Origin of the sequence: Altibacter lentus, assembly GCF_000746845.1 — a bacterium.
In the GTDB taxonomy this organism is placed as follows: domain Bacteria; phylum Bacteroidota; class Bacteroidia; order Flavobacteriales; family Flavobacteriaceae; genus Altibacter; species Altibacter lentus.
In genome coordinates, this window is record NZ_KN050846.1 from 467,188 (window position 1) to 488,888 (window position 21,701).

The 21,701-nt window shown below is 43.5% G+C and carries 15 protein-coding genes, 2 tRNA genes and 3 rRNA genes; 9 read left to right on the plus strand and 11 right to left on the minus strand.

What is annotated here, in order from left to right; translation table 11 throughout:
* Positions 1 to 4 precede the first annotated feature (4 nt).
* Positions 5 to 1,291, minus strand: a complete 1,287-nt coding sequence (locus tag JS40_RS02235; protein ID WP_233273934.1) for an acyloxyacyl hydrolase — start codon at positions 1,289 to 1,291, stop codon at positions 5 to 7.
* A gap of 56 nt (positions 1,292 to 1,347) precedes the next feature.
* Here JS40_RS02235 and JS40_RS02240 point away from each other — a divergent pair, with 56 nt between their 5' ends.
* Complete coding sequence (locus JS40_RS02240; RefSeq protein ID WP_034258020.1) at positions 1,348 to 2,718, plus strand: alanine/glycine:cation symporter family protein; 1,371 nt, start codon at positions 1,348 to 1,350, stop codon at positions 2,716 to 2,718.
* Here JS40_RS02240 and JS40_RS02245 read toward each other — a convergent pair.
* The 5 genes from JS40_RS02245 to JS40_RS02265 form a co-directional block, all read right to left on the minus strand.
* Positions 2,715 to 3,650: a hypothetical protein gene (locus JS40_RS02245; RefSeq protein ID WP_034258022.1), complete on the minus strand. Its 936-nt coding sequence runs from the start codon at positions 3,648 to 3,650 to the stop codon at positions 2,715 to 2,717. The genes JS40_RS02240 and JS40_RS02245 overlap by 4 nt on opposite strands.
* The gene (locus JS40_RS02250) at positions 3,650 to 5,074 is read right to left on the minus strand and encodes an MBOAT family O-acyltransferase (RefSeq protein ID WP_034258024.1); all 1,425 of its coding nucleotides are present in this window, start codon (positions 5,072 to 5,074) and stop codon (positions 3,650 to 3,652) included. Before JS40_RS02250 ends, JS40_RS02245 begins: the two co-directional genes overlap by 1 nt.
* A gap of 79 nt (positions 5,075 to 5,153) precedes the next feature.
* The gene (locus JS40_RS02255; RefSeq protein WP_034258025.1) at positions 5,154 to 6,614 is read right to left on the minus strand and encodes a hypothetical protein; all 1,461 of its coding nucleotides are present in this window, start codon (positions 6,612 to 6,614) and stop codon (positions 5,154 to 5,156) included.
* A gap of 88 nt (positions 6,615 to 6,702) precedes the next feature.
* The gene (locus JS40_RS02260; protein WP_316932503.1) at positions 6,703 to 7,746 is read right to left on the minus strand and encodes a DNA topoisomerase IB; all 1,044 of its coding nucleotides are present in this window, start codon (positions 7,744 to 7,746) and stop codon (positions 6,703 to 6,705) included.
* A 98-nt stretch (positions 7,747 to 7,844) separates the two neighbouring features.
* Complete coding sequence (locus JS40_RS02265; RefSeq protein ID WP_034258028.1) at positions 7,845 to 8,930, minus strand: M42 family metallopeptidase; 1,086 nt, start codon at positions 8,928 to 8,930, stop codon at positions 7,845 to 7,847.
* A gap of 108 nt (positions 8,931 to 9,038) precedes the next feature.
* Between JS40_RS02265 and JS40_RS02270 the strand changes: the two genes are divergently transcribed.
* The 7 genes from JS40_RS02270 (at position 9,039) to trhA (ending at position 16,391) form a co-directional block, all read left to right on the plus strand.
* Entirely contained in the window at positions 9,039 to 9,737 is a 699-nt protein-coding gene (locus tag JS40_RS02270) for a DUF4294 domain-containing protein (RefSeq protein WP_034258029.1), read from the plus strand.
* Positions 9,738 to 10,228: 491 nt separating this feature from the next.
* Positions 10,229 to 11,746: ribosomal RNA gene (locus tag JS40_RS02275) — 16S ribosomal RNA — on the plus strand.
* Positions 11,747 to 11,877: 131 nt separating this feature from the next.
* Positions 11,878 to 11,951 (plus strand) — tRNA-Ile (locus JS40_RS02280).
* A 248-nt stretch (positions 11,952 to 12,199) separates the two neighbouring features.
* Positions 12,200 to 12,273, plus strand: a tRNA-Ala gene (locus JS40_RS02285).
* 294 nt (positions 12,274 to 12,567) lie between these two features.
* A 23S ribosomal RNA gene (locus tag JS40_RS02290) occupies positions 12,568 to 15,398 on the plus strand.
* Between the two features lie 179 nt (positions 15,399 to 15,577).
* Positions 15,578 to 15,684, plus strand: a 5S ribosomal RNA gene (gene rrf, locus JS40_RS02295).
* The 16S, 23S and 5S rRNA genes sit together here with 2 tRNA genes alongside, the layout of an rRNA operon.
* 83 nt (positions 15,685 to 15,767) lie before the next feature.
* The gene (gene trhA / locus JS40_RS02300; protein ID WP_034261952.1) at positions 15,768 to 16,391 is read left to right on the plus strand and encodes a PAQR family membrane homeostasis protein TrhA; all 624 of its coding nucleotides are present in this window, start codon (positions 15,768 to 15,770) and stop codon (positions 16,389 to 16,391) included.
* 18 nt (positions 16,392 to 16,409) lie between these two features.
* Here the strand turns inward: trhA and JS40_RS02305 are convergent, their stop codons facing one another.
* Complete coding sequence (locus tag JS40_RS02305) at positions 16,410 to 17,075, minus strand: ZIP family metal transporter (protein ID WP_034258031.1); 666 nt, start codon at positions 17,073 to 17,075, stop codon at positions 16,410 to 16,412.
* Entirely contained in the window at positions 17,075 to 17,806 is a 732-nt protein-coding gene (locus JS40_RS02310) for a class I SAM-dependent methyltransferase (RefSeq protein ID WP_034258032.1), read from the minus strand. The genes JS40_RS02305 and JS40_RS02310 overlap by 1 nt, the downstream gene beginning before the upstream one ends.
* A gap of 58 nt (positions 17,807 to 17,864) precedes the next feature.
* On the opposite strand from JS40_RS02310, the gene JS40_RS02315 reads away from it, so the two are divergent.
* Complete coding sequence (locus JS40_RS02315) at positions 17,865 to 19,022, plus strand: THUMP domain-containing class I SAM-dependent RNA methyltransferase (protein ID WP_034258034.1); 1,158 nt, start codon at positions 17,865 to 17,867, stop codon at positions 19,020 to 19,022.
* Here the strand turns inward: JS40_RS02315 and JS40_RS02320 are convergent, their stop codons facing one another.
* The 3 genes from JS40_RS02320 to rlmD are packed head-to-tail and all read right to left on the minus strand — an operon-like array spanning position 19,023 to position 21,626.
* Entirely contained in the window at positions 19,023 to 19,730 is a 708-nt protein-coding gene (locus tag JS40_RS02320) for a DUF6048 family protein (RefSeq protein ID WP_034258035.1), read from the minus strand. It abuts the gene before it with no gap.
* Positions 19,696 to 20,184: a DUF6452 family protein gene (locus tag JS40_RS02325; protein ID WP_152558116.1), complete on the minus strand. Its 489-nt coding sequence runs from the start codon at positions 20,182 to 20,184 to the stop codon at positions 19,696 to 19,698. Before JS40_RS02325 ends, JS40_RS02320 begins: the two co-directional genes overlap by 35 nt.
* Before the next feature lie 29 nt (positions 20,185 to 20,213).
* Positions 20,214 to 21,626, minus strand: a complete 1,413-nt coding sequence (gene rlmD / locus JS40_RS02330; protein WP_034258039.1) for a 23S rRNA (uracil(1939)-C(5))-methyltransferase RlmD — start codon at positions 21,624 to 21,626, stop codon at positions 20,214 to 20,216.
* Positions 21,627 to 21,701: the final 75 nt, after the last annotated feature.

The window sequence follows — 21,701 nt, forward strand, 5'->3', positions numbered from 1 at the left end:
TTTTTTAATTGCGTTTTTTGAAACGAAAGCTGTACACATATCCAACAGCCAACTCAGTAAAGTCTGCCTGACCCAAATTCGAATTGATATGCGCGCCAAAGTACACATTGTGCTTAGGTGATTTTGAAGTGCCGATCACATAGTATTTCAATCCTAAGCGGGAAGAGATACGGTGTTTTAATTTAAATTTTGAGCCAAACTCTCCCAATTCCCAAAACTCGGGAATATCTCTGGGCGTGTTGTCCCAACCTTCATTGATACGCCATTCGATCCTGTAAGCGGGTTTGTGAAAATTATAACCCAGCTGAAGGTCCAGTCCAATATGATTCAATAAGAATTCACCATGGATGAAAGCACCAATCGTACTCGAATTCCAAACCGGTGCATCTTTGTACGATTCAAATTCCCGGCCTTCCTGTACCAAAGATTCATTTCCTTGAATGTAATCGTAATAATGTTCGTAGAACCGATAGTAGAGACCTATTCCCAAACGGAAGGTATTGTTGAAAACATGGCCGTATTCCGTGCTTACACCATAGACCTCTTTTTTCTCATTGAATGCCAGTGCGAATACGTTTTGTCCTATTGCGCTTCGGAAATCGACATAGCTATGAATGCTTCGGTCGTAGTTAGAAGGGTTGGTATCTTTTTCTGTGGCAGTTTGTTGTAAGGGATTCAGAATTGCAGCCGAAACACTCAGCAGGAAAGAATTATAACCTTGATTCAATAATCGGGTATGCCCGTTAGAATGGTGGGAATAACCAAGACCCACCCGCCAGTCGATACTTTTGGAAGATGCCAATCGGTAATAGAGATAGGTGCGATACGCCCAGGTAATATCTGTGGTAACAGCATTGTTGTTTGGATTTTCGATCGCGTCGTACTTTTCAGTAAAATAAGATCCACCCATCCCCACGAGTGTTGTAAAACGCTTGCTCCCAAATATGGGAAATTCAATGTAGGGAATAACAGTGAGGGCAATACCTAAGCTATCCAAATTTCCGAAATCGGTATAACCAAGTCCGATCCCTGTGCGAACTCCTTTAAGTCGCTGTGCCCATTCTTGCGGATTACGCTCATGATCCCTGCCAATGTTGAGAACAATTTGTTTTTGAAGGTCTCTTTCTGGAAAACCATCGTTGGACTCAGCGGTCTTTCCCAGTAGCAGTTCCGGCACAAACAATACCGAGGTTTTTTTCCACTGAGTCGCGTCTTGAGCGCATAAGAAGCCCGAGAGTAGTATCGTAATGGTGGTTAGCAGTAGTTTCATTGGCAGTACAAATAAAAACATATCTGCCGAATTTAAAAATTTAAGTTCTATTTTAGTTTGCTAATACAGTAAGCACTCTGGAACTTTTAGACAAAATTTTTGCTTCGTCGTCCCACTATGCTTGGGAGGGACTTCTTTTTCTCTTGATAGGCGGTGGACTCTATCTAATATTCAAGATTCGGTTTTTGCCTTTTCGTTATTTGGTGCATGCTATTGCTATTTTGCGAGGGCGCTACGACAATGAAAGTGATGCAGGGGAAATAAGCCATTTTCAAGCCCTTACAACGGCACTTTCGGCTACAGTTGGAATGGGGAATATAGCCGGTGTGGCTGTGGCGATCGCCATTGGAGGGCCCGGGGCTGTATTCTGGATGTGGGTGAGTGCGGTGATAGGAATGTCTACAAAATTCTTTACGGCAACATTGGCGATACTTTTCCGTGGAAAGGATAGCAACGGAGAATTACAAGGCGGCCCCATGTATTTTATCACGGAAGGTTTGGGAAGAAAATGGAAGCCCTTAGCAGTATTCTTTAGTGTAGCAGGTTTGGTGGGCGCATTGCCTGTATTTAATGTGAATCAGCTTACACAGGCGATCAATGATATACTCTTGAAGCCGGCAGGACTCTACTCGGGTTTTAACAGCAATATAGCAGTGGGAGTGGTCTTAGCGACACTTACAGCCATCGTGATCTTGGGAGGACTCTCACGTATAAGCAAGACCGCCTCACGCATGGTTCCCGCAATGGTCATTCTTTATTTTGTGCTCGTCTTGTTTATTCTTGGAGTCCATATCGATGTTGTTCCCAAATATCTGGCACTTATCTTTACCGATGCTTTTTCAGCTTCCTTCTTTGAAGGAGATACTTTTTTAGGAGGTATTGTGGGAGGACTCATTGTACTGGGAATTCGACGCGGAGCCTTTTCAAACGAAGCAGGTATCGGTACCGCTCCTATGGCGCATGGAGCCGCAAAGACCAATGAACCCATCAGGGAGGGATTGGTAGCCATGTTGGGACCTGCTATTGACACTCTTATTATATGCACGCTTACCGCATTAGCGATCTTGGTGACAGGCGTTTGGCAATCCACAGAAGCGAATGGGGTAAGCCTAACAGCCAATGCTTTTATGGAGGCTATCCCTGTATATGGCAAATACGCGCTACTTTTGTGTATTGCTGTCTTTAGTATCTCGTCCTTATTCTCCTATTCTTACTACGGAACAAAATGTATGTCCTTTTTGTTCGGGGCGAAATACAAAAATTATTACAATTATATATATATCGCAAGCATCCTTATGGGAGCAACCACGTCTTTAAGCCTCATGATCAACCTGATCGATACTTTCTTTGCCTTCATGGCCATTCCTACCATGACAGCCACGATTCTATTAGCACCACGCGTGGTAAAAGAAGCAAAACTGTATTTTGCTAAGCTGAAAAAAACTTAATGTAAACTGTCTAATACCTTCTGAAGCATTATTGTGAACGTTGCAGCCCCGTTTGGATTTAAGTGGCTTTGATTCCAATAATGTGTTGCGGAGAACTGAAGCGTATCTGTTTCTTTGTCCAGTACCACAACATTGGAATAGCGATCTGAAACCACCTGCATCATGCTATCTCGCCTGTGAAGGATTTCCGGGTGACGTACCGGCAAATAAGACTTGTACATTGGAATATGACAAATCACCACCTGTAGGTTCTGCGCTTTTAAATAATCGAGCATTTCTAAAAAATAACCGGTGTTGTTCTTAAATACGGCAAGGTCAGGTTCGGTGTTGATCTTGAAACGACGCGATGCGATCTTCGATTCGTCATAATTCAGTTTTTTGAACACACCGGCATAATTGAGTGTGTCGAATCCAGACGAATTATATCCGGCAGGATCATTTTGAACAATATAATGATCGTAGATCTTTTCAGAATAAAAAGCAGGAAAGGAGAGATAGATCAGGCGGTCTTTAAAATAAGTGGCCCTTTCAAAACAATTGACATCATAATACTTGAGGTAAACAGCATTTTTCCAAAAATTCGGACCGTTATGAGGTAGTTCGAAATGACTATAAGATACTTCAAGAACAACCGTCTGCAAATTGGGGAGTTTCGGCACCAATGCTTTTAGTAATTTGAAGTCGGAATTGTGATGCTGGTCTCCGGAAGCAAGGTTAAGCGTAAGCGGCTCGAGTTGAGCGGCGTTCACTGCATCCTTCATTTGAGAGGAACCCAGTACAAGGACTTGCAGTTGAGATGCTTTCTGTTTAAGGATGTCACCATGTTTCTTGTAGCCGGAAGGCAGCCCAAGCGTAAGATACTCCATTACAGTATAGCCTACAACTACAGGAAGGAAGAACACGAGCAGGTATTTTACAAAGGATCTCGGCATCAAAATTGAAAATAGATAAAGGCTTCCTTAGGTTCGGCATAGCGTATCAACAAAATGATCGCCACATAATACAGCGCCCATCGTATCGGTTGCTTGAAATGAAATTCAAACTGTTGCAAGGGAAAGTCCTTTTTGCGCGTAAGCATTTCGGCAATCAGTAAAAAAACCAAATAAAGCAGCTTCACACCTATGAGACTTGTAATACGGGTGTCCGGGGTGAAACTTAGAATGCGTTGCAGTATGAGTCCTGCTTCGGAAATGGAAGCGGATCTGAAAAAAACGGCAGATACGGTGAACATTATAAATACATATCCCAGTGAGAAAAGCCACGGAGCCGACTGTAATTGCTTCCGAAGCGTTCCTTTACCGGGAAATAAAGGGATGCGTTCTAACGCCAAAATAAGTCCATTAAAAACACCAAAAGCTATAAAGGTCCAGTTGGAACCATGCCAAAGTCCCACCAAAAACATGGTAATGACCATGCCCATGGTACGTATGGTGATGGTAACACGCGCTGATGATCTAACCAAGGGAAGGTAGACATAATCTGTAAACCATTGTGTTAGGGTGATATGCCAGCGCTGCCAGAAATCGGTCATGCTTTTGGCCAGATAGGGTAGATTGAAGTTCTTACTAAGTGAGAAGCCAAAAAGCTTTGCGGTGCCTATGGCGATATCTGTATAACCCGAAAAATCGCAATAGACCTGGAAGCAAAACAACACGGCTGCAAAAACGAGCATGATGGATCCATACTCGCTAGGGGCACTAAACACCATGGTGACGGCAATACCAAGCTTATCGGCTACTAGGATCTTCTTAAACAAGCCCCATAAGATTTGCCGCAGTCCTTCTTTGGTTGTCTGTAGATCGAAGGATCTTTTATTCTCAAACTGGGGCAGGAGATGACTTGCACGTTCAATGGGTCCGGCGACCAGCTGAGGGAAGAAGCTCACAAAACACAAAAAATCCAATATGTTCTTTGTGGGAGCGATACGATTTCGGTAGACATCAATGGTATAGCTCATAGTTTGGAAGGTATAAAAGCTGAGTCCGACGGGGATCACCACGCTCCAAAAATCATAACTGCCTTCAGAAACAGCGAATAGTTCTGTAAAACCTTCCGTAAAGAAATTGAAATATTTAAAAAGGACCAGCACGCCAAGGTTCCACAGAAGGCTGCTCCATAGAATTAGTTTTCTGTACGATTTTTGAGTATTTCGTTGTAGTAATTGTCCGGCGAAATAATCGATTAGCGAACTACCTAGCAATAGAAAGAGAAACCGCCAGTCCCAGAGTCCGTAGAACACATAGCTGCTCACAAGTAATAGTAGGTTTTGAGCCTTTCTTCTGTGCGTTCCTATACTCCAATAGAGCGCATATACTATAACCAGAAAGAATCCAAAATCAAACGAATTGAATAACACGGGGTTGGGAGTTTAACGGCTAAGATAAAAAAAGGCCACCGTTTGGCAGCCCTTTCCTGTTATAATTTAGCCAGGTATCTTATTGTCCTTCAATTCGTACATTGTCAATGGCAATGTCCTCATCTCCATCGTTAAGATCTTCAATGATAATACGAATGCTTACTAAACTGTTTCCATTGGTAGGAAGGGTATTCGCATGTTTTATAAATGCATCCGATATTTCAATACCATCACCAAAGCCATCAAAATCAGTATCGATCTTAGGGACTGAATTTGTTCCGCCTAGTTCAGCTTCAATAGCAAGAGCTGGTGACCAATCTACATTATTATAGGAATATTCGAATCGAACCGAACTGGATACATCCCAATCTTCGTTATTTTCATCATCATCTTCAGCAAAGAAACCGGAAACTCTAAGCGTTGTCAGCCCGGCTACATTTACGTCTGTCCATGTTAAAGTAATCGACTCTGTTGGAACATTAGCACCATTGGTATCCTGCGCACCATAAAATCCGTTGCCCTGTAAATTACTGTAAAAAACATCATCTCCAGGTTCGAAACTACCTAAAGATACTATACCGTAGTAATCCTCGCTCGCAATATCCGAGATATCGTCAACAGGCAGGGCAACATAGGCCACGGTTGCATCTTCAAAATCTTCAAAAAGGATCTCAGTAAAACAATCTACTAATGGATCGCTCTCAAACTGTCCGGTAAGTACTCCGTAGCTATTTGATTGCCAGCTCCATGTACCCCACACCCCGGAACAATCGTTGGCTCCCGGGGCTTCGTTGTTGAAATTATGTGTGCCGGTCCAGTAGACTGGATTTCCATTGGCCAAATAGCCTACTGTGGTTGTGCTTCCGTCCCCGCTGTTCATTTCGCAGTTCGTAAAATTACCATTGGCAAGGCAATTATCCTGATAGCCAATACCATTGTACTGAGTGCTGCCTAAAAGCGATTGTGTTGTTACGGCACTTTCACCATTGGCGGTGGTAAACATCATATTGAAGGTTTGCACACGACCATCATCCAGATTGGGGTGACCATTGCAATTGATGCAGTTATAGGTTCCCGTTACCGGTGTCACCGGGGCTTGCCGGGTGTGTTTTGCAACAATGATCGAACTTTCCATGTTCTTGAAACGTACGTTGCTCACTGTTGGATGACTGCCGTCGGCCTCTACGGAAAATGTAAGTCGAAGATCGTTGGAAGTAAACTCAAGATCTTTGATAGTAGTGTTGGGAACTACGCTCTCTGAAGCATCGGCGGTATAGATCGCACCGTTTTGTAGCACAAGGGTGGCACTTGGATAATTTGAACCCATTGTGCTTGTAGAAAAACCGTTCTCGTTTGGAAATAGGATATGTACGGTAGCTCTAAACTCTGAATTCATAGTCGTGAACACTCCTTTAAAGGTGGGTACTTCTCGCAGAGATACGGGTGCTGTTAGATCTAAATCGGTTCCCTCTGCTACGGGATCTGCATTACAGGAAAGTAAGAGAGCAAGGATGCTAATGGATAGTAGTAACTTTTTCATTATTTATTTTTTAAGAGACAAAAATACCCGGGACCTCGAATTGTAGGTTTAATTCTAGGTTACCAAAGGATTAAATAATAGGGTGATTTTAGTCTAATACGACTTTATATTCACTAAACAACTGTAGCAGAGTAGTTTCGGTTAAAGAAAGATGTGGGTCAGTGCTTGAGGATTCATCTAAGATACGAAAATACTTTTTAATAGCTCCGGATTCGTAGGATTCCGGCAGCATAGGGTGGATATAATATTTTTTGCAAACTGTTCTTGTGTTTCCAAGGCCTTCAGCAGCAGTGTCGTAAGCTTCCAAGATGGCGCTTTTTCTATCTTTAGCAGATTCTGGAATACCTGATTCGTACAATGTTTCAAAGAAGATCTTACTGGCCGCCCAAGTTCTAAAATCTTTTGCTGTAAAGAAATCGCCACTCAATTCTCTAATGTAGTCGTTTACCATCCCACTATCGATGCTATGGTGCTTGCCGTCTTCGTCATAATACTGAAACAATTCCCACCCAGGAATATCTTGACATTGCATGATGAGCTTGCGAAGTTTCTTGTTTCGAACCGTCACCGAATGCTTCTTTCCTTTTTTTCCGGTAAAACTGAATTTGAATTGGTTCTTGTCGATGTTCAAATGTTTCGTTCGAAGCGTGGACAGCCCGTAGGTCTTGTTACGTTGTGCATAGTAATCATTGCCTATACGTATGTGTGTTTCTTCCATCAATCGCAAGACCAAGGCAAGACACTTCCGTTTGTTCATTTTAGGAAGTTTCAAGTCGCGCTCCACTTGTGCTCTAAGGGTAGGGAGTATGTTTCCGAAGGACGCCATCTTAAAGAACTTGGTCTTGTTGCGAAGTTGGGACCAGTGCGGATGGTATCGATATTGTTTTCGGTTCTTTTCATCCCTTCCCACCACTTGCAGATGTCCGTTCTGCAGGTGTGTGATCCGCACGTCTTCCCATGCTGGAGGGATCACCAGTTCTTTGAATCGCCGCAAGGATTTCTTGTCGGCTACTTTATCACCTTTATAAGTATAATAGAAACCTCGGCCATGGCGGTGTCGCTGTATGGTGAGTTTGTTTTCGGTAATGTAGATCAAATTAGCAACCTGGGCTGCTTTCTTTGGATCCTTCAAAATTTTCTTAACCTGAGGTGCTTTAATGACCATGGGCTAAAAATACATTTCCTTCCTGCTAAATTTTCTTAAGGAAATAACAAATCTTTCAGAAAATATTAATCGAAGTAACTAAATGTTTCGTCCTTTTTAATACGCTGTAATGATTCGTAAATAAGTTTGATCACATTCTCCACATCATCTTGGTGTACCATCTCAACTGTGGTGTGCATATAGCGCAGAGGCAATGAGATGAGAGCACTGGCGACCCCGGTGTTACTGTAAGCAAAGGCATCAGTATCGGTACCTGTGGCACGTGATAGGGCTGCACGTTGAAAAGGGATTTTCTTCTTTTCGGCCGTATCGACGATAAGGTCGCGTAGCTTTTGCTGTACCGCTGGGGCGTACGCGATCACCGGTCCGGCACCGATCTCGGCATGACCTTGTTTTTTCTTTTCGATCATGGGCGTCGTGGTATCGTGGGTCACATCGGTTACAATAGCTACATTGGGCTGAATACGCTCTGCGATCATCTGGGCTCCGCGCAGTCCTATTTCCTCTTGCACCGAATTGGTTATATAGAGACCAAACGGTAATTTTTTCTTGTTCTCATGAAGAAGACGTGCTACTTCTGCGATCATAAAACCACCCATACGATTGTCCAAAGCACGGCATACAAACTTATTGTTGTTTAAGATATGAAAGGTGTCCGGGTATGTAATCACACAACCAACATGTATTCCCATGCTTTCCACTTCTTCCTTATCCTTGGCACCCACATCAATAAAAATGTTCTCAGGCTTGGGCGCTTCTTCTTTAGATTTATTTCGCGTATGGATCGCCGGCCATCCAAAGACGCCTTTCTTTATCCCATCTTTAGTGTGGATGTTTACGATCTTGGAAGGGGCGATTTGGTGATCGCTGCCCCCATTTCGAATCACATAAAGTAACCCGTTATCACTTATATAGTTCACATACCACGAGATCTCGTCGGCGTGTCCTTCGATCACGACCTTGTAGGATGCCTTCGGATTGATCACGGCAACTGCCGTTCCATAAGTATCGGTAATGAACTCATCCACATACGGCTTCAAATAGTCCATCCACAGTTTTTGACCGTCCCATTCATATCCTGTGGGAGCGGCATTGTTAAGATAATTCTCTAAAAATGTGAAAGATTCTTTTGTTAAGATAGACTTTGCCATGGAATAAATTTAAAGTGAGGCTCAAAATTAAGAATTAAAAATAAAGTACGGGGACGCAATTTGTTTAATTTTGGAACGATTTTAGTATAAGAGACGCTAAAGACATTTATGAAAATTAGGCCCTATATATTTGGTATCTGTTTTTTGGTCGGTTTCCTGTCGCAAGCACAAACCGAAGAGCGATATGCCGAACAGAAAAATGACAGCAGTGAGACATTTTACTATATTATAGATGGGGATACCATTCCTCGCGAATATATCGATCTGGACGAAGTGATCCTGCTTCGTAAGTTGGAGTTCGACTCTAAGGACGATCGCAGACGTTATCTCATCTTGAGGCGTAAAACACGTAAAGTATATCCGTTTGCGAAAATGGCAGCAGAACGGCTCACTACCATGACCGAACGCTTAAAGACCCTTGAGCGAAAACGCGATCGAAAAGTCTATACCAAACGTATTCAAAAGTACATTGAGGAAGAGTTTTCCGAAGAATTAAAAAAATTAACCCGCACCGAAGGCCAGATCCTTGTAAAGCTCATTCACAGACAAACGGGACGAACAGCCTTCGATCTTGTAAAAGAATTACGTACCGGTTGGCGCGCATTTTGGTACAATACAAAGGCCAACCTCTTCGATATCTCTATTAAAGAAGAATACCGCCCGTTCTCCAGTAAAGAAGATTATCTTATCGAGGACATTTTAGAGCGTTCCTTTCAAGCAGAGATATTAGAGCGCCAAAAACCGGCATTTTCTATCGATTATTTAGAGCTCACACAACACTGGAATAAGCGCACTGTTAATAACTAGTTCAGGTTCAGTCTTGTGAGTTGTTTTTGTTTTGTGTATCTTGGCAGTTCGCTCTTTTTTTTGGGTGTTCCGCTTTCTGCTGTTGGCAGTACAGCGGCGGGCTTTCGGCTTTATCTCTCCTTCGCCTTTGCGCCGGAGAGGATGCCGCCTCAATCCCTAACACACATTTTTTCATACGATAAATAGGTAGTTTTCAAGTGCTTATTTTTAGTTCGAAAAAAAGATTAAAAAAAAGGTGAAATTGATTTGGTAGAATGGAAAAAGGGGTTGTATATTTGCACCCGCTAAAACAATGAGTGACTATAAAAACACGATTTGGATTGAGCGAAGGAAATAAAAAAGTTCATTGGAATATTGAAATTGACAGCGTATGGATTACAGATGGAAACGTTTGTGATCTATATTGAAACTAAACTAAGTTAAAAACTCTTGAGATTTTTTTGAGGTCGGGCTTTTATTGGTTAATCGTATATAGTAATATTTAAGATTTGACGATGAAGAGTTTGATCCTGGCTCAGGATGAACGCTAGCGGCAGGCCTAACACATGCAAGTCGAGGGGTAACGGGGTGCTTGCACCGCCGACGACCGGCGCACGGGTGCGTAACGCGTATGCAATCTACCTTATACTGGAGTATAGCCCAGAGAAATTTGGATTAATCCTTCATAGTCTATATATGTGGCATCACATTTATAGTAAAGGTTACGGTATAAGATGAGCATGCGTCCTATTAGTTTGTTGGTGAGGTAACGGCTCACCAAGACTACGATAGGTAGGGGCCCTGAGAGGGGGATCCCCCACACTGGTACTGAGACACGGACCAGACTCCTACGGGAGGCAGCAGTGAGGAATATTGGACAATGGGCGAGAGCCTGATCCAGCCATGCCGCGTGCAGGAAGACTGCCCTATGGGTTGTAAACTGCTTTTATACGGGAAGAAACACCCCCTCGTGAGGGGGCTTGACGGTACCGTAAGAATAAGGATCGGCTAACTCCGTGCCAGCAGCCGCGGTAATACGGAGGATCCAAGCGTTATCCGGAATCATTGGGTTTAAAGGGTCCGTAGGCGGGCAGCTAAGTCAGTGGTGAAAGTCTGCAGCTCAACTGTAGAATTGCCATTGATACTGGTTGTCTTGAATTAGTGTGAAGTGGTTAGAATATGTAGTGTAGCGGTGAAATGCATAGATATTACATAGAATACCAATTGCGAAGGCAGATCACTAACACTATATTGACGCTGATGGACGAAAGCGTGGGGAGCGAACAGGATTAGATACCCTGGTAGTCCACGCCGTAAACGATGGATACTAGCTGTTCGGACTTCGGTCTGAGTGGCTAAGCGAAAGTGATAAGTATCCCACCTGGGGAGTACGTTCGCAAGAATGAAACTCAAAGGAATTGACGGGGGCCCGCACAAGCGGTGGAGCATGTGGTTTAATTCGATGATACGCGAGGAACCTTACCAGGGCTTAAATGTAGTCTGACAGGGGTGGAAACACCTCCTCCTTCGGGCAGATTACAAGGTGCTGCATGGTTGTCGTCAGCTCGTGCCGTGAGGTGTCAGGTTAAGTCCTATAACGAGCGCAACCCCTGTTGTTAGTTGCCATCGAGTAATGTCGGGAACTCTAACAAGACTGCCGGTGCAAACCGTGAGGAAGGTGGGGATGACGTCAAATCATCACGGCCCTTACGTCCTGGGCTACACACGTGCTACAATGGTAGGTACAGAGAGCAGCCACTGCGTGAGCAGGAGCGAATCTATAAAACCTATCTCAGTTCGGATCGGAGTCTGCAACTCGACTCCGTGAAGCTGGAATCGCTAGTAATCGCATATCAGCCATGATGCGGTGAATACGTTCCCGGGCCTTGTACACACCGCCCGTCAAGCCATGGAAGCTGGGAGTACCTGAAGTCGGTGACCGCAAGGAGCTGCCTAGGGTAAAACTAGTAACTGGGGCTAAGTCGTAACAAGGTAGCCGTACCGGAAGGTGCGGCTGGAACACCTCCTTTCTAGAGATGTACGACGATAAGAGTGATCTTTTAAGAGATCGCTTGGTTTTTGGCTTGGTTTAGCTGTCAATTTTATATTATTATAGAGGAATTAGGTATTAGTTTTATCTAATAGCTAACGACTTACCAACAGTCTCATAGCTCAGCTGGTTAGAGCGCTACACTGATAATGTAGAGGTCGGCAGTTCGAGTCTGCCTGAGACTACAGGGTCGAAAGACAGACGAGAAGTTTATCCTGAGTTTATCGAAGGGAAGTCTACCTGAGGCTACAGGGCCGAGCGTTACTAAGATGTTTAGCAGGCATTTTTAGCGAAGCAGCCGGATGACGCTTAGGCGTTATCGAAATGAAGTTCATTAAAATAAAGGAAATTTTAGAAGTTGGGTATCCCAAGTTGACGTTAAAAGTCATCAATTAACTGATAACTGTTAACTGATAACTGACAACTGAAAAATGGGGAATTAGCTCAGCTGGCTAGAGCGCCTGCCTTGCACGCAGGAGGTCATCGGTTCGACTCCGATATTCTCCACGATGAATGCTTTTAATGCATTCTCAAAGCTGAAGTTTGAGGGCGGCCACGCAGTGGCACTCTGATGACTGAGGGTTTTGAAAGAGATTTGGTTTATGACCTGGATTAATTTTTAGCTGAATTAATGTAGTGAGATCAGAAACGTTCATTGACATATTGAAATTAAGAATACGAGAAAAGCAAATAATAAAGTAGTTATTAGTTTTTTGGTTTATTGTTGATGGTTTACCGTCATCGATCTACTAATAGGCTAATGACGATAATTGAATAACTCATTAAAGAGCAAAAAAGTACAATAAGCAAAGTAAGGGCGTATGGGGAATGCCTAGGCTCTCAGAGGCGATGAAGGACGTGATAAGCTGCGATAAGCTGCGGGGACGGGCACATACCGTTTGATCCGCAGATTTCCGAATGGGGCAACCCAGTACATTGAAGATGTATTACCTATTTATAGGAGCGAACCCGGTGAACTGAAACATCTAAGTAGCCGGAGGAAGAGAAAACAAAAGTGATTCCGTTAGTAGCGGCGAGCGAACGCGGATTAGCCCAAACCATTGTTGTTACGGCAATAATGGGGTTGTAGGACTACGATATTTGATGCGCGATGAATTAGAACACGTTGGAAAGCGTGGCCATAGACGGTGATAGCCCGGTATAGGTAAAGAGCGTTATTGATAGTAGTATCCTGAGTAGTGCGGGGCACGTGAAACCCTGTATGAATCCACCGGGACCATCCGGTAAGGCTAAATACTCCTGAGAGACCGATAGTGAACCAGTACCGTGAGGGAAAGGTGAAAAGAACCCTGAATAAGGGAGTGAAATAGAACCTGAAACCATACGCTTACAAGCGGTCGGAGCGCATTTATGTGTGACGGCGTGCCTTTTGCATAATGAGCCTACGAGTTACTGTTGCTAGCGAGGTTAATCCTTTAAGAGGTGGAGCCGTAGCGAAAGCGAGTCTGAATAGGGCGATATAGTTAGTAGTAGTAGACGCGAAACCGTGTGATCTACCCATGGGCAGGGTGAAGCTGTAGTAACATATAGTGGAGGCCCGAACCCGTTGACGTTGAAAAGTCTTGGGATGACCTGTGGGTAGGGGTGAAAGGCCAATCAAACTCGGAAATAGCTCGTACTCCCCGAAATGCATTTAGGTGCAGCGTTGATTTATAGTTTTATAGAGGTAGAGCTACTGATTGGATGCGGGGGCTTCACCGCCTACCAATTCCTGACAAACTCCGAATGCTATAAAATGTTGATCAGCAGTGAGGGCATGGGTGCTAAGGTCCATGTCCGAGAGGGAAAGAACCCAGACCATCAGCTAAGGTCCCCAAATGTATGTTAAGTTGAAATAACGAGGTTGGATTGCACAGACAGCTAGGATGTTGGCTTGGAAGCAGCCATTCATTTAAAGAGTGCGTAACAGCTCACTAGTCGAGCGATCCGGCATGGATAATAATCGGGCATAAACATACTACCGAAGCTATGGACTTATATTTATATAAGTGGTAGGGGAGCATTCTATTTGCGCTGAAGGTGTACTGCGAGGTATGCTGGAGCGGATAGAAAAGAAAATGTAGGCATAAGTAACGATAATGCGGGCGAGAAACCCGCACACCGAAAGACTAAGGTTTCCTCAGCTATGCTAATCAGCTGAGGGTTAGTCGGGACCTAACGCGAACCCGAAAGGGGTAGTGGATGGCCAACAGGTTAATATTCCTGTACCTGCTCACGTTAAAAGTGACGGAGGCGAGAAGATGGTGCGTGCTGACGGAATAGCACGTTGAAGCCAGTGGTAACACGGCGATAGTACACTAAGGCTACGGCTGCGGTGATAATCCATTGTATCGACTTCCAAGAAAAGCGAGTGAAGCAGCCCGTACCCTAAACCGACACAGGTAGTTGGGATGAGAATTCTAAGGTGCTCGAGAGATTCATGGCTAAGGAACTAGGCAAAATCGACCCGTAACTTCGGGAGAAGGGTCGCCCCGCCATTGGCGGGGCCGCAGTGAAGAGGTCCAGGCGACTGTTTATCAAAAACACAGGGCTCTGCAAAATCGAAAGATGAAGTATAGGGCCTGACACCTGCCCGGTGCTGGAAGGTTAAGAGGAGATGTTAGCTTCGGCGACGCATTGAATTGAAGCCCCAGTAAACGGCGGCCGTAACTATAACGGTCCTAAGGTAGCGAAATTCCTTGTCGGGTAAGTTCCGACCTGCACGAATGGTGTAACGATCTGGACACTGTCTCAGCCATGAGCTCGGTGAAATTGTAGTAACGGTGAAGATGCCGTTTACCCGCTGTGGGACGAAAAGACCCCGTGAACCTTTACTATAGCTTAGTATTGACTTTGGATAAGTAATGTGTAGGATAGGTGGGAGACTTCGAAGCGGCATCGCCAGGTGTCGTGGAGTCACTGTTGAAATACCACCCTTTACTTATTTGAAGCCTAACCCATGTATATGGGGACAGTGCTTGGTGGGTAGTTTGACTGGGGTGGTCGCCTCCAAAAGAGTAACGGAGGCTTCTAAAGGTTCCCTCAATACGGTTGGCAATCGTGTGTAGAGTGCAATGGCATAAGGGAGCTTGACTGAGAGACCTACAAGTCGATCAGGTACGAAAGTAGAGCATAGTGATCCGGTGGTTCCGCATGGAAGGGCCATCGCTCAAAGGATAAAAGGTACTCCGGGGATAACAGGCTGATCTCCCCCAAGAGCTCACATCGACGGGGGGGTTTGGCACCTCGATGTCGGCTCGTCACATCCTGGGGCTGGAGAAGGTCCCAAGGGTTGGGCTGTTCGCCCATTAAAGTGGCACGCGAGCTGGGTTCAGAACGTCGTGAGACAGTTCGGTCTCTATCTACAGTGGGCGCAAGAAATTTGAGTGGATCTGACTCTAGTACGAGAGGACCGAGTTGGACGAACCTCTGGTGTACCAGTTGTCCTGCCAAGGGCACTGCTGGGTAGCTACGTTCGGAAGGGATAAGCGCTGAAAGCATATAAGCGCGAAACCCACCACAAGATGAGATTTCTTTAAAGGGTCGTGGGAGACTACCACGTTGATAGGTCACAGGTGTAAGTGCGGTAACGTACGTAGCCGAGTGATACTAATAACCCATATGCTTATGTACGTCGTTCCCTCCCTTCGGGGAGGGAGCTAACTCTTTTACATGGGCTTGTTCAATGCTTTATAAGGCTGTTTTCCTATTCTTATTTCAATATGTTAAGATATTTGTTACGCTAAAGCGTGACAGTGAAAAGTGAAAGGTGAATCGAGGACTCGATCACTACTCACAACGCACTTAAAATTAAGGTGGTTATAGCGACGGGGCTCACCTCTTACCTTTCCGAACAGAGAAGTTAAGCCCGTTTGCGCCGATGGTACTACATTGTGGAAGAGTAGGTCGCCGCCTTCTTTAAAATCCCTCATCTAAACGATGAGGGATTTTTTTATACAATAGATTTTCAGAAAAAAAGTTATACCTTAATATCAGATCGGGTGGAACAAACTAAAAAAGAAGAATTGTGGAATGCGACTTCACACGCACTGGGAATTATACTCGGAGTCGTGGGATTGGTACTCTTGTTAATTTTCGATTCAGAAAAAACCGCATACAGCACCTTCAGTATTATTATTTATTCTTTTTCTATTATTCTGTTGTTCTCAGCCTCCACCATTTATCATGCTGTGACCCATGAATCCTGGAAGGAAACTTGCCGAAAAATTGATCATATCAGTATTTACTTCCTCATTGCCGGTACGTATACACCGGTGGCATTGATATCTTTGGAAACGAGCTCCGGTTGGTACCTTTTTTGGACCGTCTGGGGCATTGCAGCTTTCGGTACTGTATTAAAGATATTCTTTACAGGCAGGTATGAAATCCTTTCACTACTTCTCTACCTAATCATGGGCTGGCTAATTGTGGTCGATCTTGAAAATCTGTTGGAGCAACAATCCACCCTGGGGATAGCACTTCTCATGCTAGGAGGGGCTTTTTATACTATTGGAATTCTCTTTTATGCGATTCGGAAAATTCCTTTCAACCATGTGATCTGGCACTTTTTTGTTCTCGGCGGCAGCATCGCCCACTTCTTCTTTATCTTTTTGGATGTGATCTAGGTCCTAGGTTACAACTCTCTAGATGATATAGGCAATCACGATCCCTAAAACAATTGTAATAAGCTTGGCCAAATTGAACTTATGGTCTTTACTGCTTTCGTATAGGATGGTGGTAGAAACGTGCAAGAAGATACCTATCACCACCGCGGTAATTTCGGTATGATACATTTGGAGTGTTTCAAAAGTTGAAAACCAGCTCCCCAGCGGCGTCATAAGCGCAAATAAGGTCATAAAGAGTATCGTAACGGTTCTACTGTAATTCGCTTTAATAAAAAAGAACGATAGTATGATGGCCACGGGGATCTTATGCACCAAGATTCCTATAAGGATATTATTCTCTTCGGAAATAGGAAATCCTTCCAACAGTGCATGGATCGCAAGACTAATAAATAGTAACCACGGGAAGTTGCGTTTATCTGAGTGTAAATGAATATGACCGTGTTCAGCTCCTTTTGAAAAGAATTCCAGACAAATTTGAAGCAAGATCCCACCCATAATGAAAATTCCTATTCGCTCTGTTGGCATTTCAAACACTTCAGGAAGTAACTCCAAAATGGTCATGGATAGGAGGAAAGCGCCACTAAAAGCCAAATAGATGGTAAGCTGTTTCATCTCACGGGCTTTGAGTCCTTCTGCGATCAAATAGCCTACGGCAACAGCTAAAAAGAGTACGATATAGACCATCAATTAAATATTAAGATAAGGCGTTCGGAGGTATCTTGATCGAATTCCTGCAGGTGGTAATCACCAAAGCAATGCCGAAGTGATACGCCAGCCTCTTCAAAATAAACCAAAAAATCGGTTAACGTAAGTGCCTTTACTCGTTCTGTAAAGGAATATTGTTGCCCATTGTCCTGAAAACGAATATCCTTGTAGATGTATCCATCCGTTATATGGCGCTCAATATGAAAATCGATATCCTCCACAGTTTTAGTTTCAGAAGGGATTAAATGTTTTGCTACATAATGAACATTCAAAAAGTCGATCACCCCATAACCGTTCGTTTTCAAGCCATTCTTGATCGCTTTAATGGTTTTTACATTATCCTCTTCAGACTCAAAATAGCCAAAACTGGTAAATAGATTGAAGATCGCATCAAATTTGGAAGAAAAAGGCTGACACATATCGTGCACTACAAATTGAAGACGTTCATTCTCAAATTGTTTAGCATACGCTATACTTCGGGGCGAGAGGTCGGCACCAATTACCTTATAACCCAGGGTATTCAAGTACTTTGAATGACGCCCTTTTCCGCAAGCAAGATCAAGAATTTCGGCATCTTTGGATAATCCCAAGAAAGAAGTAATGCGCTTCATGAAAAACCCCGCTTCATCGTAATCCCTATCCTTATATAAAATATGGTAGTACGGAGTGTCAAACCAGGAAGTATACCAATTATCAGTCTCTTTTTGCATGAATCAATTTTTCCGCTGCTAAAATACTGTATTTTTGTAGGACTTTATGAATGACACTATGGGAAAAAATTTTAAAATGGTTGCCAAAACCCTCTATGGACTGGAAGAATTGTTAGCACAGGAATTGAGACAGTTGGGTGCCAGCGCCATTGAGACAGGAACTAGAAATGTTTCTTTTGAAGGGGATACCGGATTTATGTACAAAGCAAATCTTTGTTGTCGCACTGCCATTAAGATCTTAAAACCTATTACAGCCTTCAATGTGTTTTCTGAAGAAGATCTCTATAAACGAGTCTACGATATGCCATGGGAGAACTACATGAGTGCCAATGGCAGTTTGGCAATAGATGCCACCGTATATTCCGAACAATTTACCCATTCTCAATATGTAGCGTTTAAAACAAAGGATGCCATTGTAGATCGCTTTCGAGATAGGGAAGGAGAACGTCCCAATGTAGACCTGGACCACCCCACCTTACGTATCAATATCCATATTGACCGGAACATTTGTACAGTCTCTCTCGATAGTTCGGGACATTCCCTGCACAAACGAGGGTATAAGACCGAAAGTACCCTTGCACCCATCAATGAGGTTCTGGCAGCAGGAATGATCATGCTTTCAGGTTGGTCCGGACAATGTGACCTAATGGATCCGATGTGTGGGAGTGGAACGATTGTTACCGAAGCTGCAATGATAGCCTGTAATATCCCCCCAAATTTAAATAGGGACGAATTTGGATTTGAAACCTGGCCCGATTTTGATGTGGATCTATATGAGCGAATTGAAGATGCAGCACTTAATAAAGTGCGCGATTTTCACTTTAAGATATACGGATTCGATAAAGATCCGGTTGCTGTTAAAAAAGCAAAGGAAAATGCTAAAAACGCCAATCTTCAGGATTTTATAGATTTTGAAGTGAAGGATTTTTTCGAAAGTGAAAAGGAGACGGGAAGACAATTATACATGATCTTTAATCCGCCTTATGATGAGAGGATTTCGGTTGCAGACATTTCTAAATTCTATGCCGACATAGGTTCCACCTTGAAACACGGATATGCCGGGACACAGGCATGGATGATCACTTCCAACATGGAGGCCTTAAAACATGTTGGTTTACGACCTTCAACTAGAATTAAGCTATATAACGGGAAACTGGAAAGTAAATTTGTTCGTTACGAAATGTACGAAGGCAGTAAAAAGGAAAAGAAACAGTAGTTACTTTTTAAAAATCGGGATAAGGTAGGAAAGTGAATATCCGTAACCTACGCCGAATTCGCTAAAATCGTAAGTTCGATTGAATCCCGGGATATAAAGGTTGTCAAAATTTTCAGGCTCATCTTCACTTAGTTTACGTTTTAGCTGCACCTGAAGGGTAAGATAAAGATTGTTGAGTACTTCGGTTTTAACACCCACGATCAATTCTGCCCAATGCGCCGTTAGCCCGTTGAATTCTTGTGGATCTACCTTAAATGTCTGCGGAAAGGTCTGGTTAGTCGTATAGACACCATAGGCCAGAAGCTCATGAGAAAAACTGGAGAAACCGTACCGAAGCCCGCCTATAATTGCATTGTCCATGCCTAGCCAATTGGTGTAAGCGTTATAATCAACGCCAACTTTGGCATAGCTTCCCGATGTCGTGGAGTTCAAATAGGCTTCAAAAAGATCTTTCTTTTCGTTTCCAATTTCTGCGGCGATATAGAATTTTTGTGAGATCCTAAAATCTCCAACAACCTCGAATCCGGAATAACCATCTTCTAACAGTGTACGCAACGGTTTGGAAAGGTCGGCACCTAAACGTATGCCGTACGCTTCCGAAGGCATCTTGAGTGTGTCCTGAGCGGTTTCTGCCTGCTGTGCCGAACCTGACAGGCTCGTTAGCAAACAAATACTAATGAAAGATAGTAAGATGCGCAGACGTCTCATTCGCTACGGTGGGATTAAGGGTTTCTATACTTGCAATCCAATTTCCTGTATTTGGATCCTCTTCTTGCGTGGTAAGATTGGTAAATATGGTTTTAAAACCACAGGCTCTATTTACATAAAGATCCTCACGTTGATATGTAAAAGCTACCATAGCATCATTTGGAGTACTGCCTCCGTCATCTTTTTTAAAAATAAAAGACGCCATGTCTAAATTGGTATTTAAGGGGATGGCTATTGAATCTGTTGTAGTTCGGCTTAGTATTGCTACACCGTTCAATCCGGAAGTTTTTACTGTGAGATTCGGAACCTCTTTTGCATCTGCGGGATTGGCACTATCCTTAAACGTGATTATTAGCATTGGAGTAGTGGCGGTACCTTCAGCACAGATATCATCACGAGTGCATCCGGTAAAGACACATAAAACAGTTAGGATTAAAAGAACATATTTTGTCATAGAATTTTCCGGGTCATTTTCAGCATACATCAACGTTTTTCCAAAAGTACAACATTTTCTACGTGGTGGGTCTGTGGGAACATATCTACCGGTTGTACTTTGGTTACTTTGTACTGCACATCCAACATAGCAAGGTCTCGTGCCTGTGTTGCGCTGTTGCAGCTTACATAGACGATCTTGGGAGCTTTAATTTGCAACAATTGCTGTACCACATCCGCGTGCATCCCGTCCCTTGGCGGATCGGTGATGATAAGGTCGGGTTGACCGTGTTCCCGCAAAAAACCGTCATTGAAAACCTTTTTCATGTCACCTACAAAAAAAGAGACATTGTCTATGGAGTTGCGTTGAGCATTCTCTTTGGCCGCCTCAATAGCTTCGGGAACAGCCTCTACACCAATTACTTTCTTAGCATTCTTTGCTACGAACTGTGCAATGGTACCTGTTCCTGTATATAGATCGAAAACAATTTCCGAGCCGCTAAGACCCGCAAAATCTCTTGTAACTTTATAAAGTTCATACGCTTGCTCACTGTTGGTTTGATAAAATGATTTAGCGTTGATCTTAAAAGTAAGCCCTTCCATTTCCTCAAAGATATGATCGCGACCGGCATGACAAATAACTTCTTGATCGTAAATCGTATCATTTCCTTTGTTGTTGATAACATACAGGAGGGAGGTTATTTCAGGAAATTGGGCCGCTATGGCATCTAATAGAGCCATGCGCTTTGGAGCATCTTCTTGGAAGAATTGGATCAGCACCATTACTTCCCCTGTAGAAGAAGTACGCAGCATCAAAGTCCTTAAGAATCCCTCTTGTTTCCGCGTGTTGAAAAACTTTAAATCGAGCGTTTCGGCTTTTTCCTTGACAAAATCCCGAATGGCATTGCTGGGGTCTTGCTGAAGATAGCACTTATTCAAATCCAGTATCTTATCCCACATTCCCGGAATGTGAAATCCAAGAGCATTGCGATTGGTGATCACTTCGTCACTTTTAATTTGATCCAGGGTCAACCACTTGTTATCACTAAAAGAGAATTCCATCTTATTTCGGTAAAAATAAGTGCGTTCGGATCCAAGAATAGGTTGCACCTCGGGAAGCTCTATCTTTCCAAGCCTAATTAGATTGTTCTCTACTTCTTTCTGTTTGAAATACAACTGATCTTTATAGCTCATGTTTTGCCACTTACAGCCGCCGCACACGCCAAAATGTTCACAGACAGGTTCGACCCTTCTTTCAGAAAATTTGGAAATTGAAACAGCCGAACCTTCGTAGTAGGCCTTTCGTTGTTTAGTGGTTTGTATGGTAGCAACATCACCGGGCACAGCATTATCGATGAAAATCACCCGGCCGTCAGGCGCTTTAGCGATCGCCTTTCCTTTAGCTCCTGCATCGATGACAGCTACGTCTTCAAAAATCTTTCGGTTGTTCTTTCTTCTGGACATCGTGCAAAAATAGCATAATTAGAACGTTTAAAATGGTGGAGATGGTCAAAAAATGTGGGAATATTTTAGTAATTT

Excerpts from the sequence above, each read along its gene's own strand:
- JS40_RS02235 (WP_233273934.1), bottom strand. The coding sequence starts at position 1,291 with ATGTTTTTATTTGTACTGCCAATGAAACTACTGCTAACCACCATTACG.
- JS40_RS02245 (WP_034258022.1), bottom strand. The coding sequence starts at position 3,650 with ATGCCGAGATCCTTTGTAAAATACCTGCTCGTGTTCTTCCTTCCTGTA.
- JS40_RS02255 (WP_034258025.1), bottom strand. The coding sequence starts at position 6,614 with ATGAAAAAGTTACTACTATCCATTAGCATCCTTGCTCTCTTACTTTCC.
- JS40_RS02265 (WP_034258028.1), bottom strand. The coding sequence starts at position 8,930 with ATGGCAAAGTCTATCTTAACAAAAGAATCTTTCACATTTTTAGAGAAT.
- JS40_RS02270 (WP_034258029.1), top strand. The coding sequence starts at position 9,039 with ATGAAAATTAGGCCCTATATATTTGGTATCTGTTTTTTGGTCGGTTTC.
- JS40_RS02305 (WP_034258031.1), bottom strand. The coding sequence starts at position 17,075 with ATGGTCTATATCGTACTCTTTTTAGCTGTTGCCGTAGGCTATTTGATC.
- JS40_RS02310 (WP_034258032.1), bottom strand. The coding sequence starts at position 17,806 with ATGCAAAAAGAGACTGATAATTGGTATACTTCCTGGTTTGACACTCCG.
- JS40_RS02315 (WP_034258034.1), top strand. The coding sequence starts at position 17,865 with ATGGGAAAAAATTTTAAAATGGTTGCCAAAACCCTCTATGGACTGGAA.
- JS40_RS02320 (WP_034258035.1), bottom strand. The coding sequence starts at position 19,730 with ATGAGACGTCTGCGCATCTTACTATCTTTCATTAGTATTTGTTTGCTA.
- JS40_RS02325 (WP_152558116.1), bottom strand. The coding sequence starts at position 20,184 with ATGACAAAATATGTTCTTTTAATCCTAACTGTTTTATGTGTCTTTACC.
- rlmD (WP_034258039.1), bottom strand. The coding sequence starts at position 21,626 with ATGTCCAGAAGAAAGAACAACCGAAAGATTTTTGAAGACGTAGCTGTC.